General features: G+C 44.0%; 13 protein-coding genes. 11 read left to right on the top strand and 2 right to left on the bottom strand.

Annotation, left to right across the window (positions count from 1 at the left end):
* Positions 1-2 precede the first annotated feature (2 nt).
* Positions 3-383 (bottom strand): nuclear transport factor 2 family protein, encoded by a 381-nt coding sequence (locus AB4Z08_RS32245; RefSeq protein ID WP_441577904.1) that lies wholly within the window; start codon positions 381-383, stop codon positions 3-5.
* 104 nt (positions 384-487) lie between these two features.
* Here AB4Z08_RS32245 and AB4Z08_RS32240 point away from each other — a divergent pair, with 104 nt between their 5' ends.
* Entirely contained in the window at positions 488-895 is a 408-nt protein-coding gene (locus AB4Z08_RS32240) for a winged helix-turn-helix transcriptional regulator (RefSeq protein WP_441577903.1), read from the top strand.
* Positions 896-994: 99 nt separating this feature from the next.
* Here the strand turns inward: AB4Z08_RS32240 and AB4Z08_RS32235 are convergent, their stop codons facing one another.
* Positions 995-1,753, bottom strand: a complete 759-nt coding sequence (locus AB4Z08_RS32235; RefSeq protein ID WP_441577902.1) for a DUF2314 domain-containing protein — start codon at positions 1,751-1,753, stop codon at positions 995-997.
* A 127-nt stretch (positions 1,754-1,880) separates the two neighbouring features.
* Between AB4Z08_RS32235 and AB4Z08_RS32230 the strand changes: the two genes are divergently transcribed.
* The 10 genes from AB4Z08_RS32230 (at position 1,881) to AB4Z08_RS32185 (ending at position 14,421) form a co-directional block, all read left to right on the top strand.
* The gene (locus tag AB4Z08_RS32230; RefSeq protein WP_441577901.1) at positions 1,881-2,690 is read left to right on the top strand and encodes a class I SAM-dependent methyltransferase; all 810 of its coding nucleotides are present in this window, start codon (positions 1,881-1,883) and stop codon (positions 2,688-2,690) included.
* Between the two features lie 189 nt (positions 2,691-2,879).
* Positions 2,880-3,467 (top strand): RNA polymerase sigma-70 factor, encoded by a 588-nt coding sequence (locus tag AB4Z08_RS32225; protein ID WP_441577900.1) that lies wholly within the window; start codon positions 2,880-2,882, stop codon positions 3,465-3,467.
* Between the two features lie 71 nt (positions 3,468-3,538).
* Positions 3,539-4,690, top strand: coding sequence for a FecR family protein (locus AB4Z08_RS32220; RefSeq protein WP_441577899.1), 1,152 nt, complete (start codon positions 3,539-3,541; stop codon positions 4,688-4,690).
* 301 nt (positions 4,691-4,991) lie between these two features.
* Positions 4,992-8,546 carry a SusC/RagA family TonB-linked outer membrane protein gene (locus AB4Z08_RS32215; protein WP_441577898.1) on the top strand — a complete coding sequence of 1,185 codons (3,555 nt, stop codon included), beginning with the start codon at positions 4,992-4,994 and terminating at the stop codon, positions 8,544-8,546.
* A gap of 17 nt (positions 8,547-8,563) precedes the next feature.
* Positions 8,564-10,318, top strand: a complete 1,755-nt coding sequence (locus AB4Z08_RS32210; protein WP_441577897.1) for a SusD/RagB family nutrient-binding outer membrane lipoprotein — start codon at positions 8,564-8,566, stop codon at positions 10,316-10,318.
* Positions 10,319-10,612: 294 nt separating this feature from the next.
* Positions 10,613-11,635, top strand: coding sequence for an SDR family NAD(P)-dependent oxidoreductase (locus AB4Z08_RS32205; RefSeq protein ID WP_441577896.1), 1,023 nt, complete (start codon positions 10,613-10,615; stop codon positions 11,633-11,635).
* An 85-nt stretch (positions 11,636-11,720) separates the two neighbouring features.
* On the top strand, positions 11,721-12,530 hold the full coding sequence (locus AB4Z08_RS32200; RefSeq protein WP_441577895.1) for a helix-turn-helix domain-containing protein: 810 nt from the start codon (positions 11,721-11,723) through the stop codon (positions 12,528-12,530).
* Positions 12,531-12,635: 105 nt separating this feature from the next.
* Positions 12,636-13,220, top strand: a complete 585-nt coding sequence (locus tag AB4Z08_RS32195; protein ID WP_441577894.1) for a Crp/Fnr family transcriptional regulator — start codon at positions 12,636-12,638, stop codon at positions 13,218-13,220.
* 74 nt (positions 13,221-13,294) lie between these two features.
* The gene (locus tag AB4Z08_RS32190; RefSeq protein WP_441577893.1) at positions 13,295-13,849 is read left to right on the top strand and encodes a cysteine hydrolase family protein; all 555 of its coding nucleotides are present in this window, start codon (positions 13,295-13,297) and stop codon (positions 13,847-13,849) included.
* Positions 13,850-13,938: 89 nt separating this feature from the next.
* A complete protein-coding gene (locus AB4Z08_RS32185) occupies positions 13,939-14,421 on the top strand; it encodes a YybH family protein (RefSeq protein ID WP_441577892.1) in 483 nt (160 codons plus the stop codon).
* The last annotated feature ends 77 nt before the right edge of the window (positions 14,422-14,498 follow it).

Genomic DNA, 14,498 nt, shown 5'->3' with positions numbered 1-14,498 from the left:
GACTACTTCGGGATATTTTTATCGAAGGTAAGCGTGTCAAAGAATATCGTTAATGAGTCCAGTTGGCCATCCTTTGCAGTCCAGATCTCCGCTACGTTCCCATTGACCCTGTTACCATTGGGAAAGATAAAGTCGTAATTGCCGACAACACAGGCATTTTCGCCAGCTACAATCATATCTCTAATCTGCATGGTTTGAAATGCCCGGGAAAATCTTTTAATCACTTCTATATACGCTGCTTTCCCTACTGTAGGAGCTGTTTTGGTCATGTCCCCGCCAACAAATTTAAAGTCGTCTGAAATGACCGATTCCCATCCTTCCTTTTGGGCAAACCCTGCGTAATAAGTTTCAAGTAATTGTTTGGTTGAAGTGGAGGTGCTCATTTTTTCGTTTTTTTAAGAATGAGTAATAACTATCTTTGTTGTTGCATTTTGCAAGTAAAGATAAAGAGTTATTTCAAATTGCAAGTACTTTTTAAATAAATGGTATGGAAAAGGTCAGATCAGATTGTCCCATTAGCTGTTCCCTCGATGTTTTTGGGGATAAATGGTCACTGCTTATTATCAGGGATATTATGCTGAGAGGTAAACTGTCTTACAGTGAGTTCCTGGAATCAGAGGAAAAGATTGCCACCAATATTCTTGTCAGCCGGTTGAAGGCGCTGGAAGCGGCAAATATCCTGGCAAAACGGGTATCTCCCACCAACAAATCCAAGTTTATTTACAGTCTTACCCCTAAGGGAGTTGACCTGTTACCTATCATCATTGAAATGATGGATTGGGGAGCAAAATATAATGATAACTGTCCCCGCAGGGAACTCGGCAAAAAAATAAAAAAAGACAAGGCGCAGGTGATTAAAGAGTATTATGAAAAACTCAAAAATCAGGTTACCTAAGGGGTTGCTTTGCTGTAAAACAAATTACCTGCGATACGGAAAAGAAACCCCGCAGCGGGTTAGGCGACGGGGTAATAATATACTTTATGCCAGATATATTTAGTCGGCCAGTAATGGAACGATGTGCTCCCATCCCAGCTGCTTTGCGTAGTCCAACGCTGTTTTGCCGTTACTGGTTTTAATATTTTTATCGGCATTAAACTGCAATAAAGTTTCAACAGAGCTGCGATTACCTGCTATTGCCTCCCGGTGTAAAAGCGTATATCCTCCTTCATCCTGGTTGGTGATTTCCAGCGGATGTGCTTTCAGAAATTCGACCAGGCTATCTTTCATATTAATACTCATAGGGTGTTCTATGAGATTTTCCGGATGTTTCTTTTGTTCATACACCAGCAGAATATCATTATAGTCTCCAAAATTCAATCCCCACGCTTCATCATGTTCTTCGCGCTCCTGTGGCCCCATGGCGGCCCTTAACTGTTGAATGGTAAATCCGCCATAGGCATTTCCCTGGGAACTAAACAACCAGTCGCTGATCTGGCTCAACGGTATTTCTACAAAGTCGCCGTTCCTGACGTTTGTCAGTTCATTCGGATCATTTATGAGGACGCCACTAATCGTATCCCCATCGAATGCTACCTGGTTGATCCACATATGCTCTACCATGGGTTTTGCCTGATGTGCAACCTGTTCCATGAAAGCTACTTTTACGCAAGCCAGGTCCAGTCCGGGAATTATTCTGCGGTACTCCCAGGAAAGCTCCCGCCAGAAATACCTGAATGTTTCCTGTGCTTTATGAAAAGCTTTTATCATTTCCGGGTTGTCTGCCTCGGAATAAAAAATTATTTTTTCTTCCATCATTGAATAATTATACGAACAAATATCTATACCTATTTTAATGACAATGCTATGCAAATTAAACGTAAATTCCGTATTACATTAATTACCACGTTTTCCAACAACCCATCTTTTTAAATTAGCCCAAATGAATAAAGAAGTATATAAAATTGCCGGCACGGATGCTGCCAATTATGAGGAGTATCTTGGCCCGCTGATATTTGAACCGGCAGCAAAAGCACTACTACCGCATATTACAGATTTGCCGGTGCATTCAATATTGGAATTGGCCTGTGGAACAGGCAGACTTACAAAACATCTGGAGGAAAATTTTCCCGCCGGCACTTTACTGACTGCTACAGATATTAATCCCGACATGCTGGAGCTGGCACAGCAACAACTAAATAGTACCACTATCCGTTTCCAGATAGCGGATGCACAACAATTACCATTCACCCATCCATCTTTTGATCTGGTCGTAAATCAATTTGGATTAATGTTTTTGCCGGATAAACAAGTGGGCGTTAATGAAGCGTTCCGTGTATTAAATCCCGGTGGACATTTTGCTTTCACCACCTGGGATCATGCGTCAAACATGCCATTGTTTAAATTGCTCATCGATGAAATCATCGTACCACTTTTTAAAGAGGAAGATACCAGCCGATTCTATACACCATTTGCATTGCACGATTCCAAACAGTTGCATCACTACCTGGAGCAGGCAGGTTTTTCCAATAACAAAGTCGAGCTTATACCATTCAAAGGACATGCGGATTCTCCTGGACATATTGTGACCAGTTATTTCCTGCATCATCCGCTTGGCAGACAGGTAAAAGAAAAAATGCCTTCCTCATTTAATGATGTCGCAAAAGAACTGGAGCAGCGACTTATTCAACAATTTGGTGCAGGACCTTTTGAATTTGAATTAAGGGCCTGGGTAGCCATTGGGCAAAAATAGGACAAAGCGCCTGGTTTTAGCCTATCATACCTGGTTCATCACAGTTAATAAATAGTAATGGTAAATGAATGTTTCCGGAAGTAGATCAAAGGTGTGATTTTTTATCATGGTGGGAATACATATCTTTATGCTTCCACATCGACCAGAATTTGCTTTTAAGGGGACCATTTTAAATCTATTTTGTATACCGTGCAATTAAATAGTGAACCAGATTTACTATTCAGGGTGTCACAAGGCGACGAGGCTGCCTTCGCACAGCTGTTTAATACCTATCAGAACAGGTTAGGAGCTTTTGTGATGCAACTAACCGGCTCCCGGCCGATGGCTGAAGAAATTGTACAGGAAATCTTCATCCGGATATGGGAAAAAAGGGAGAAGCTAAGCCAGGTGGAGCATTTTCACTCCTATCTGTACGCTGTGGCGCGGAACTACAGCTTATCATTTCTCAAAAAACTGGGTCGGGAACTGGCCCGGAAACAGGCCTGGGAACTCAGTGTAGTGGAAACCCAGGATCAGGAAGAAGACACGACCATTAAAAACTACCGTCGTATTATAGACGAAGCAATATCAGAGCTGCCCTCTCAGCGTCAGAAAGTATATCTTTTAAGCAGGGATGAAGGTCTGCGGCAGGCAGAAATAGCCGAACGCATGGCAATTTCCCTGGAAACGGTTAAAAAGCACATGGTGCTGGCTCTTCGTTCTATCCGGAACTACGCGGTCGCTCATCCGGAAATCAATATATTACTACTGCTGACAAGCCATTCTTTCCGGTTTTAAAATTTTTTTCTCCTCCATTACCTCTTTTTCATACTTCCTGCTGTCTTATTATATAGAATCAATCTATACTAATGGATAATACCAGGTTGCGCTACCTACTCAGTCAATATGCCAATAAAAAGCTTACAGCAGGAGAACAGTCCGAGTTAAGTGACTTTTTGAATGGAGCAGATAATCAGACGCAGCTGGAGTTACTGATAGAAGAAGCCTGGATACAGTCGGGTGATAATGAGGAAATTCCCTTTTCCTTACCCCAACTGACGCAGGAACCGGTGCAGACATCTATACAACCGGTATACTGGCAGCGTTGGGCAGCAGCGGTATTATTATTGATTGTTGCCGCGGGAGCCTGGATGCTGGCTACCCGGGACCGCAAGGGAGATAAATCTTCCCGCGCATTGACAGAAGACACGAAGAAGGACGTGGCACCGGGTGGTAATAAAGCGATGCTCACCCTGGCCAATGGCCATGAGATTGCGCTGGACAGCAGTATGAAAGGCACGTTGGCCCAACAGGGGAATGTGCATCTACAAGCGAGTCCGGGTTTATTGAAATATGATCCGGGAAATTCTTCCACGAATAGCGGGGTGGCCTACAATGTACTCAGAACACCCAAAGGTGGGCAGTACCGGCTGGAGTTACCCGATGGGTCCCGGGTGTGGCTGAACGCAGCCTCTTCATTGAAATTCCCTACTGCCTTTGTTGGAAAGGAACGCCGGGTAGAACTAAGTGGAGAAGCTTATTTTGAAGTGGCGAAAAATGCTGGTCAACCTTTTTTTGTATCGGTAAACAAAGCTAATATAGCCGTACTAGGCACCAGTTTTAATGTAATGGCCTATGCCGATGAAGCTGAGATCAAGACCACCTTGCTGGATGGTGCCGTGAAAGTTTCCCGGGATGATGCTTCCAGCTTATTAAAGCCGGGAGAACAATCGTTACTTGAACCAAACGGCAAAATGCACGTTATAGAAAAGGCAGACATTGATCTCGCCATTGCCTGGAAAAATGGCGTTACTTCTTTTAAGAGCGCCGACATCAAAACAATCATGCGCCAGGTGGAAAGATGGTACGATGTAGAAGTAGTATATAGTGACGCGATACCAGTAAGGAGCTTTACAGGAGATATTCCCAGAGACGCGAACCTCTCAGAACTATTAAGACTGCTCGAAATCAGCAAGATCCATTTTAAAATGGAGAATCGGAAGCTGATTGTGATGCCGTAGCTTGTTATTTCAATTATATCAACCAAATACCTAATAATGAACAAAGGTCCCTAAGGAAAGTGAGGAACCGGCATAAAAAACCAGGAGCGATCTCACCCGCCCCTGGCAAATAAGCCTGGGTCAGCCACTGACATCAATATTACCAGAAATCAGATTATCTAAACCCAAACACCACAAATGTATGCAATCTCATTGTCATGCAAAGCCCGTCTATGTACCCGGGCTATTATCAACCATCAAAGATCGCGTCCTGGCACTCCGTCAATCGGGCGTCCATCTGAAGTTAAAAAAACAACTGATTATGCAAATAAAGTTGACAACTATCCTCTTGACGGTAGTTTGTTTGCAGATCAGCGCCAAAACTCTGTCGCAACAGATAACCTTGTCGCAAAAAAATGCACCGATTCAGAAGGTGTTTGAAGAAATCAAAAAGCAATCGGGTTATAAATTCTGGTATGAAGATGCTATGCTGAAGAAAAGTAAGCCGGTAGATATCTCCATTAAGAATGGTTCGCTGGAAGATGTATTGGCGCTGCTTTTCAAAAATCAGCCATTCAGCTATGAGGTAATCGGTAAAATCATTGCTGTAAAAGAAAAGGATTATAAACTCGAGAATGCTACTCCCTTCATACCTATACCAGAAGTAGTTATACGAAAAATAAGCGGTGTAGTGAGGGATGCTACCGGGGCTCCGGTACCTGGTGTCACCATTCTCATCAAGGGTACCAAAACCGGCACCACTACCAATGTACAAGGGCAATACAGCATTGATGTACCTGAAGGGAATGTGGTATTGGTATTTAGCTCTGTTGGATTTGAAACACAGTCTGTTACCGTAGGTACCAGTACTTCCCTGAATATTACACTGGCAGTTGCTTCCAGCGGGTTAAATGAAATGGTGGTAACGGCGTTGGGTATCAAGCGTCCAAAAGGAACCGTGGGATATGCCATCAGCACAATTAAGGCCGATGAACTGACCAAAGCTGGTACCACTATGAACCCCTTCCTGGCGTTGTATGGTAAAGCTGCCGGTGTAGGTGTAAACACAGGTGCTGCCGGCCCACAGGGTGGTGTCAGGATTAATATCCGTGGTGCAGCCAGTATGAACCCTAACCAGAATGTAAGACCTTTATTTGTGGTAGATGGTGTGATCCTCAGTGATCGCAAAACCCAGATAGGCGGCGATATTGGACAAGGATTCGACTATGGCGCAGGTATTAATGATATCAACCCTGATGATATTGAATCTATCGATATCCTCAAAGGAGCAAAAGCAACCGTGCTGTATGGCAGCGATGCTGCTAATGGTGTAATGCTTATTACCACCAAAAATGGCCGTAATGTAAAAGGATTTGGCATGACCGGCAACCTGCAGTATACCGTGGAACAGCCTATATCTTACCTGAAATTACAGGACAAATACGGCCTGGGAGATAACCTCTACGATACAACCTATGCTACGATCAATGGTATAAAAACCAGGCTGCTGCCGAATAAGCGCTTTAGCTTCGGACCGGCTTTTGATGGAGCAGATGTAATGTTTTATGATAGTTCTATGGTGAAGAACTCTCCGCATAAAGGAAATTTCCTCTCCCTATTCCAGACTGGTCATTCCACTTCTGCGAATGTGGCTATTGCAGGTAGCAATGAAAAAGGAAGTATCAGGGCTTCTTACACCAACTATAACTACCAGGATATCGCTTCTGACAATGGCTGGCAGAGAAGAAACTCTTTTAGTTTTAATGGTAACTACAAAGCGTCCGACCTGGCTTCCTTTGAAGTGGTTTCCAATATCTACAATATCACCACGCAGAACCGCCGTTCCCAGAACGATGGCCCTGTAGCATGGGGATATCCGGTAGACTATGATTACAGCAAAATCTACCCTTACTATACAGATGCCACTGGTTATAAACGCGATCTCTCCAATGCAAGAGTATCTGATGCGTTTAACAAATTGGGCGATTACCTGTGGAATCAGAAACAGAACCGTTACAAGGATGATAAAGTGCATATGATCACTTCTGCCAAAGTAACCCTGAACTTTACCAAAAATATTTTCCTGGTAGGACAGGCAGGTCTGGACTATGATAACACCAATTATACCACGGAGCAAGGTGTAACAAGAGTGCTTCCAACGGTACAGGGCGGCCTTTTCGGAGTGGCAAAACAAAATGCTACTACCCAAACTTATCAGGCGTTACTGAACTATAATAAGACGTTCCATAATAACGATTTACGATTGTTCGCATTCGGTGGAGGTATATACAGACTCCGTACAGTAGACTATCTTGGTACCAATACGGTGGGTGGATTGACCTTCCCTGATTGGTATTCGTTTTCCAATCAACTTGGAACACCCAGTGCCGACAATATGGATAAGCTGAGGAACTACAGTCGTGGTTCTGATGTGCTGTATAGTTTACTGGCTTCTGCTGCGTTGTCCTGGAAAAATGAATTGACATTGGAAGTACAGGGAAGACAAGACTGGAATTCTACGCTGCCTCCGGAAAATAATAAATATTTCTATCCTGGTGCAGCAGTTACCTGGAATTATACCGAGCGTTTTGCGCTGCCTGCTGTTAACAGTGGACAGTTGAGATTATCCTGGGCTGATGTGGGTAATGGTACGACACGTTATTTTGCCAACAACCTCTATGGATATAACCGCCTTCCCAGCACCAACGCCAATTCAGTAGCTCCTCCCGGAGATCTTTTGCCCGGAGCGCTGAAACCGGAACGTAAACGGGAATTTGAAATAGGTATCAACAATACCTTCCTCCCGCAGGATAGGATTACACTCGACTTCTCTTTCTATAGCAATCACCGCTATAACCAGATTATCAGTCTGCCAATTTCTTCTGCCTCCAGTTCTACCGGTTTAATCGTGAATGCGGGTGATGTAAAAGCCTGGGGCTTTGAACTGGCGCTGACAGGAACACCATTGATCGGTAAAAATTATCGGTGGAATCTGACCCTGAATGCGGCCAAACAGGGATCTAAAGTAATAGATCTGTATCCTGGAGTTATTTACAATCCCTTCAGTAACCTGATCAATGGCAGTGCTGTTTCTATAAATGCAGATCAGGGCCGGCCATATGGAGAAATCATGACGTATGACTATAAGCGCGATGAAGCTGGCAACAAAATAGTAAATGGCGATGGTAGCTATGTGCTGGATGACCAGAAAAAGATATCCGCTGGTAATGTGATGCCTAAATTATATGGTGGATTCATCTCTGATTTCCAGTATAAGAATTTCAACTTCCGTATCGGACTGGATTATAAATACGGTGGTACCATCTTCTCTTACACTAATAACCGCTTAACGGGTGTAGGACAGCTGGAAAATACGATGCAATACCGCGATGAAGAAAATGGCGGTCTTGCCTATTACTACAATGCCGGCGGCCAGCAGATTCCGTGGCAGCATTCGCAACCAGCACCTGCACAGTCCAGGGATGGAAAAGTATATCATGATGGTCTGATTCTTCCAGGTGTTAAACTCGATGCAAATGGCAAATATGTTCCAAATGACATCATGACCAATTCATATAACTACTACTCCAGTTATGCCAATGACCTGGCAACGTCTTTCCCGCCAGACCGTATGTTTGAGAACAACTACATCAAAGTAAGAGAAGTAGCACTCTCCTATACATTACCGGCAACCATGGCAAAAAAGATTAAAATGCAAAGGCTCACCATTACAGCGGCCGCCCGTAACCTTTTCTACCTGTACAAATCTATTCCCAACATCGATCCGGAAGGAGCATTGGGTGCAGATGTATTCGTAGAAAATACCATCTACCCAACACAAAGGACTTATTCCCTGGGATTAAATGTGGCTTTCTAATGTATAAAATGAAAAAAATGAAAAAAGCTTATTTATATATTATTCTACTGTCCGCCTCTGTCCTTGGCGCCTGTAAAAAAGACCTGGAAGACCGGTTCTATGACAAGGACAAGCTTACTACCGGCCAGGGTATTGATGTAGTCCCAGGGCTATTTACGGCTCTGCTGACCAACAATAAAATTTTCGCACAGGATTATGGAGAATGGTATTATCTCCTTAATGGCGGCACCAGCATCACCGGTTATGAACAGGTTGCACAGCGGTATGTATCTTATCGTTACGCCTGGTTCTCCGGTTATAACGATCTCACCACGGGCAATGGTTTTGATGATTCTCCCATTACCGGGCAGAATTTCTTTCAGAATAGTTTTACCAGGCTGAAAAACTATGAAGTACTCGTAGACTCCGTGGCACTGCGTACCGGCCAAATGAAAATAGATGGTGACCTGTATGTGAAACTGGCCGGCTTTATTAAATGCTATCAGAGTGCCAAGCTGGTGGATGTTTTTAATTCCATTCCCTATTCAGATGCCTTTCAGGGAATGAAAGGAGGGGCACAATACCTGTTTCCTAAATACGACGATCCTAAAGCGGTTTATCAGTCTATAATTGCTGAACTGGGAACATTGGTAGATGCTTTACCAGCCGCCTATGCACAGACCTCTGATGCGGGTAAAACTATTTTTACCAACCAGGATATTGCCTTCAAAGGTGATATCAACAAGTGGGTAGCTTTTATCAACTTCACACGTCTGAAATTACTGGTAAGAATTGCCGGTGTTGAAGAGGCGTATGCCAAACCACTGATTCAGGCGGCATTGGCAAAACCATTACCACAAACAGACTATTACTGGTTCTATTGGTTTGATATCGTGCCAACCGGTGGTGGTACCTGGATCCGCGGGGTGTATGAAAATTGCTTCGCTTCCTTTATTCCAAACATTATCATGAAAAGGCTGAACTACGGTACGCCTGCTTATGAGGAAGGAATTGACGATCCCCGTTTACCAGTACTGGCCATGCCTACTAAATACATGGACTACCGCGGTGTTTCTGCCAATATAGAAGCACAGGATGCCTTATATAGCAGCGGAGAGAAATATTATCCTTTTGCGGATAATGTAGCTTCTACTTTCTCTACAAATGCTAAATCCATGTATAACCATGCTACCTTCCACCAGAATGCGAAGATGCCGGTTTACATGAGTTCACTGGGCGAGTTGGATCTGCTCCTGGCGGAAATTGCGCTGAAAGGATTGGCTAATACCGGTAAATCTGCTGAAGAGCATATTAAAGATGAAGTAACACACTCCATCGCTTTCTGGTATACCATCAATCAATTGAGCAGTTATGCTAAATCAAATCTGACGCCTGCACAAACGGCACTGGTATATCCTACCAGACCAACTGCCGCAGTAGTGAGCGCGTGGGGCGATGTTGTTAAAAACAAGTTCACTGCCGCCGCTTCTCTGGACGATAAAATGGAAATCCTGATGCAGCAGAAATACCTGCACCTGAATCTCTATCAACCCTACGAGTTATGGGCTGAACTGAGAAGGACCCATCACCCGAAACTGGAGCCATTCACCTGGCATAGTTCCGTTTGGAAACCAATGCCGGAGAGAGCACGCTACCCTGCGATTGAAGTGACCAATAATCCGGACAACTTCGCTAAAGTAGCAGCGCAGAATAATAATACCTCTCCTATTTTCTGGGTACCTGCTAATATAAAAGCACAAAGCCCTTACTGGGATAATTATAATTACCAATAGCAGCGAACATTGTAACGTTGAAAGAAGGTGTCTCTTTTGAGACACCTTCTTTCGTTATGTCAGGACCCGCGGCCTGCACAACCCAACGGAACCTATGCAAAAACGTAAACCACGACAAATTGAATTTTTGACCTATAAAAAAAATGATCCTGGGCATAGCCGCCCTTACGATTTTTACTGCCAGCTGTAAAAGCGATACATCTCAAAGTGACGTTTTAAACAAAACAATTTGACGTTTTAAACAAAGTGGCTTGAGGGCGCTATCACTAGCTTTGTGTTCTAAAAATCAGCAATATGTACTTAAAAGACAATTATAACGGCGCCCTTCAGCAACCTGTTCATTCGGGGTTTGACGCAACATCTACTGTGCATGATGTAATAAAAGGGATTGACCTTACCGGCAAAACAGCGGTCGTTACCGGCGGCTATGCCGGCATAGGACTTGAAACAGTAAAAACATTTGTTGCCGCCGGCGCAACAGTAATCGTTCCTGCACGTGATACCCAAAAAGCAGCCGATAATCTGAAAGGGGTAAATAACGTAACCATCGAAAGAATGGATCTGATGGATCCTGTATCTATCGATGCTTTTGCGGAAAAATTCCTGGGCACTCATGAAGCCCTCGATATACTGGTCAATAACGCCGGTATTATGTGGGTGCCCTTGCAGCGTGATCAACGTGGTTATGAATCGCAGCTTGCTACCAATCACTTCGGACATTTTCATTTAACGGCAAAGCTCTGGCCCGCCCTGAAGAAGGCTCCTGGTGCCCGTGTAATAAATGTATCGTCCTATGGCCACCAGATGGCGCCTTTCAATTTTGAAGATCCTAACTTTATGAACAGGCCCTATGAAACCCTGCAAGGCTACGGACAATCCAAAACTGCCAATAACCTCTTTACAGTAGAACTTGACCATCGCGGTAAAGCTTTTGGTGTACGTGCTTTTTCGCTGCATCCCGGATCAGTAAATGGAACGGACCTCGGTCGCGTGGCCCCTATGGCGCTATTCCAGCAAATGGGTACGCATGACGAAAACGGAAATATAAAACCAGCCGTGGCTGCTAAATTGAAGCATGTGGAACAGGGAGCTGCTACATCCGTATGGTGCGCCACCAGTGCGCAGTTAAATGGTATCGGTGGTGTATACTGTGAAAATGCCGACATAGCAGAGCTGGATGAAGGAAATATTGCACACAATTATGACGAGCCCCTCTCCTTACGGGGCGTACAACCCTACGCTGTTAATGCGGAAAATGCCCGAAGATTATGGGCACTGACGGAAGAAATGACCGGTATTTTATTTCCCGTAAATTGATCCTCATCAACAATTAAACTATTTTATCACAAGCCGAATGTATATATTCGGCTTACTTTATTTTGTCAATCAACCGCTCGAAAAAATGGAGTTTGAAACGAAATATATTGCGCCCGATATTAAGCTATCGGAGTTCAATGGCAAAGGCTTCAAAACAGAGGTCATATTTGAGCATCATATCCTGGTTTGGTTTATCTCCGGTGAAACAAAAATAATACAGGCCGATGCAACCTATACGTTCAATGCCGGCGACATTTTCCTGATTCCGCGTAATCAGCTGGCCACTGTTATCAATTATCCGAAAGATGGATTGCCGCATAAATCGGTGGCCATGCATTTAACCAAAGAGCGGCTGAAAGATTACTATTCCAGGCATAAGGCGGTTGGTAAAATAAACCCCGATGCCAAAATATATCGTTTCTCCAAACACCCGTTGCTGGCCGGCTGTCTGGCTTCACTGATTCATTATTTTGATCTCGGTGGTAGTTTGTCGCCGGATATAGCCGCTATCAAAATTGAGGAGGCCATTAGTATACTGAGGTCGATTGACATCAGTGTAGATGGACTGTTGAGTGACTTTGAAGAACCCGGCAAAATAAATCTCTCTGACTTTATGGAACGGCATTTTATGTTTAACATGCCGATGGATAGGTTTGGTTATCTTACCGGCCGTAGCCTGGCCACTTTCAGAAGAGACTTTAAAAAAACATATCAAACTACGCCACAAAAATGGCTGACCGAAAAGCGCCTGCAACTGGCGCATTACCAGATGGCAGAAAAACAGCGGAAACCTATTGACGTTTATTTTGAAGTAGGGTTTGAGAACCTCTCCCATTTTTCGCATGCGTTTAAAAATTACTATGGATATCCACCCAATGCCTTGATTCATAAATAGTCTCCCTCCCATATCGTATCATAAAAAAAGTCCTAACTTTAATATTCATCCTGCCATTTTTTAACTATTTAAGAAAAGGCATGCATGCTACCGGAAACATATTTTATGACCGATTTTGAATTACTCAGGAAGAATATAGAACAGTACATCCCAATTACTGATACGGAATTTGAACAGTTCGCTGCTAATTTTCATCTCCGAAAAATAACGAAAAAGGGCTTTCTTTTGCGGGAAGGCGACATCTGCAAATATGAAGCCTTTGTGACTAAAGGTTGTTTCCGCATTTATTATCCCGATGAAAAAGGGGATGCCCAGATTTTATACTTCGCAGTAGAAAGCTGGTGGGCCACAGATATCGACAGCTTTACCAACCAGCGGCCGTCTACCCTGAACATTGAAGCATTGGAAGACAGTGAAGTGCTCCTCATCGACAAGCCGCATAAAGACATCTTATACGAAACGCTACCTAAAGTGGAAAAGATGTTTCGCATCATGAACCAGAAGTCGTTGGTTACCTTTCAGCGCAGGGTCATTTCTTCATTAGGCAAAACTGCGGATAAGCGTTACCTGGAATTCATTGAAAAATATCCCGAACTGGAACAACGTCTCAACCAGCAGCAACTGGCCGCCTATCTTGGTATCTCACATGAATTTTTAAGCAAAATAAGGAAGAAGCTATCCGGTAAATAAATTTCTTTTTTTGAACTAGTTCAAATTTCAGGGAATAGCGATCGCCTACTTTCGTGATCTAAAAAAGACACGAAATGAAGAAAGCATTGCTGATTATTGATGTACAGAATGATTATTTTGACGGCGGCGCGCATACCCTGGTAAACGCTCCTCAAGCAGGCCAACAGGCGAAACAGGTATTGCAGACCGCCAGGCAACAACAGCTCTCCGTTGTACATATACAACACTTTGCCGTTAACGATGGCGCAGACTTCTTCCTCCCCAATACCCGGGGTGCAGCCATACATGCTGATGTGAGCCCTCGTGCGGAGGAAAAAGTAATCATTAAAAATTACCCGAATAGTTTCAGGGAAACAACATTACTGGAACACCTGCAGGCAAACGGCATTACCGACCTAGTTATTTGTGGCATGATGACAGACGTATGCGTGGATGCCACCGTAAGAGCAGCAATGGACCTGGGCTTCAGCACTACCGTAATCGGTGATGCCTGCGCCACCAGGGATCGGGAGCTATATGGGAAAACGATAAAAGCCGGAGAAATCAACGATGCTTACCTGGCCGGAATGACAGCGCTCAACGGACTTTATGCCCGTGTGATCACTACTTCAGAATTGATGGCGAATTAGTATTCCTGTAAAAAGTGGTTCATTGTTCCGATTTGTACAATTATGCCGGCAGCTGCCGGCATAATTTTGTGTCAGTAAATCGAAATAACATGAAAACAATACACACTTTCTCTACCCAACTTCTCTTGCCGGTGCTCATAATGATGGCTAGCTTATCTGCAACAGCGCAAAACAATACGGCACTGCAGGAGGCGAAAAAAGCAATTGCGGCCAGCAATGCCATCTATTTTACGTCCTTTGCCAACAACGACTCTTCCATCTTTGTGGAACGATACGCTGTTGACTGCCAGATTATGGCCCCAGGCATGCCTGCCGTATCAGGCCGGGAAGGGGCACTTCAATTTTTCCGTACCGCCTATGACAAAATCGGACTGAGAGGGGGCAAATTTATCACTACCGCCGTTTTCGGGGATGGCATTGAATATGTAACCGAAGTAGGCTTATGGCAGTCGTTTGATGCCAACAACCAACTGTTTGACGATGGTAAGTTCCTGGTGTTGTGGAAGAAAACAGCCGAGGGATGGAAGATGTTCAGGGATTCCTTTAGCAGTAACCATTCCCCTGCGAAGTAGCGAATGGCTCTGTGCCGGCATTTTGATATGTTAGGACCGGTAACTTTGGTTTGGAAGAATCTCGTTTAATTCCTAAG

It is taken from the genome of Chitinophaga sp. RAB17, assembly GCF_052114225.1.
Lineage (GTDB): Bacteria > Bacteroidota > Bacteroidia > Chitinophagales > Chitinophagaceae > Chitinophaga.
Note: the sequence above shows the minus strand (reverse complement) of the source record. Positions and strands in the feature narration are given on the sequence as shown.

Bases quoted from the DNA above. Each gene is read 5' to 3' on its own strand.
- AB4Z08_RS32245 (WP_441577904.1), bottom strand. From the start codon at position 383: ATGAGCACCTCCACTTCAACCAAACAATTACTTGAAACTTATTACGCA.
- AB4Z08_RS32240 (WP_441577903.1), top strand. From the start codon at position 488: ATGGAAAAGGTCAGATCAGATTGTCCCATTAGCTGTTCCCTCGATGTT.
- AB4Z08_RS32235 (WP_441577902.1), bottom strand. From the start codon at position 1,753: ATGGAAGAAAAAATAATTTTTTATTCCGAGGCAGACAACCCGGAAATG.
- AB4Z08_RS32230 (WP_441577901.1), top strand. From the start codon at position 1,881: ATGAATAAAGAAGTATATAAAATTGCCGGCACGGATGCTGCCAATTAT.
- AB4Z08_RS32220 (WP_441577899.1), top strand. From the start codon at position 3,539: ATGGATAATACCAGGTTGCGCTACCTACTCAGTCAATATGCCAATAAA.
- AB4Z08_RS32215 (WP_441577898.1), top strand. From the start codon at position 4,992: ATGCAAATAAAGTTGACAACTATCCTCTTGACGGTAGTTTGTTTGCAG.
- AB4Z08_RS32210 (WP_441577897.1), top strand. From the start codon at position 8,564: ATGAAAAAAGCTTATTTATATATTATTCTACTGTCCGCCTCTGTCCTT.
- AB4Z08_RS32205 (WP_441577896.1), top strand. From the start codon at position 10,613: ATGTACTTAAAAGACAATTATAACGGCGCCCTTCAGCAACCTGTTCAT.
- AB4Z08_RS32200 (WP_441577895.1), top strand. From the start codon at position 11,721: ATGGAGTTTGAAACGAAATATATTGCGCCCGATATTAAGCTATCGGAG.
- AB4Z08_RS32195 (WP_441577894.1), top strand. From the start codon at position 12,636: ATGACCGATTTTGAATTACTCAGGAAGAATATAGAACAGTACATCCCA.
- AB4Z08_RS32190 (WP_441577893.1), top strand. From the start codon at position 13,295: ATGAAGAAAGCATTGCTGATTATTGATGTACAGAATGATTATTTTGAC.
- AB4Z08_RS32185 (WP_441577892.1), top strand. From the start codon at position 13,939: ATGAAAACAATACACACTTTCTCTACCCAACTTCTCTTGCCGGTGCTC.